Source organism: Janthinobacterium sp. GW823-FHT06H09 (assembly GCF_058794735.1).
In genome coordinates, this window is record NZ_JBXAHC010000040.1 from 1 (window position 1) to 1019 (window position 1019).

The following is a 1019-nucleotide window of genomic DNA, read 5'->3' on the forward strand; positions in this document are numbered from 1 at the left end:
GGATTCCAGCCATGTCAAGGGTAGGTAAGGTTTTTCGCGTTGCATCGAATTAATCCACATCATCCACCGCTTGTGCGGGTCCCCGTCAATTCCTTTGAGTTTTAATCTTGCGACCGTACTCCCCAGGCGGTCTACTTCACGCGTTAGCTGCGTTACCAAGTCAATTAAGACCCGACAACTAGTAGACATCGTTTAGGGCGTGGACTACCAGGGTATCTAATCCTGTTTGCTCCCCACGCTTTCGTGCATGAGCGTCAATCTTGACCCAGGGGGCTGCCTTCGCCATCGGTGTTCCTCCACATATCTACGCATTTCACTGCTACACGTGGAATTCTACCCCCCTCTGCCAGATTCTAGCCTTGCAGTCTCCAATGCAATTCCCAGGTTGAGCCCGGGGATTTCACATCAGACTTACAAAACCGCCTGCGCACGCTTTACGCCCAGTAATTCCGATTAACGCTTGCACCCTACGTATTACCGCGGCTGCTGGCACGTAGTTAGCCGGTGCTTATTCTTCAGGTACCGTCATTAGCAAGAGATATTAGCTCTCACCGTTTCTTCCCTGACAAAAGAGCTTTACAACCCGAAGGCCTTCTTCACTCACGCGGCATTGCTGGATCAGGCTTTCGCCCATTGTCCAAAATTCCCCACTGCTGCCTCCCGTAGGAGTCTGGACCGTGTCTCAGTTCCAGTGTGGCTGGTCGTCCTCTCAGACCAGCTACTGATCGATGCCTTGGTAGGCTTTTACCCTACCAACTAGCTAATCAGATATCGGCCGCTCCACGAGCATGAGGTCTTGCGATCCCCCACTTTCATCCGTAGATCGTATGCGGTATTAGCGTAACTTTCGCTACGTTATCCCCCACTCCAGGGTACGTTCCGATATATTACTCACCCGTTCGCCACTCGCCACCAGAGCAAGCTCCGTGCTGCCGTTCGACTTGCATGTGTAAGGCATGCCGCCAGCGTTCAATCTGAGCCAGGATCAAACTCTTCAGTTTAATCTCTGTTACTTTGCC

General features: G+C 52.1%; 1 rRNA gene. It reads right to left on the reverse strand.

The window, feature by feature from the left end:
* A 16S ribosomal RNA gene (locus AC1Q6X_RS27780) occupies positions 1-1001 on the reverse strand; the annotation flags it as partial.
* Between the last annotated feature and the right edge of the window lie 18 nt (positions 1002-1019).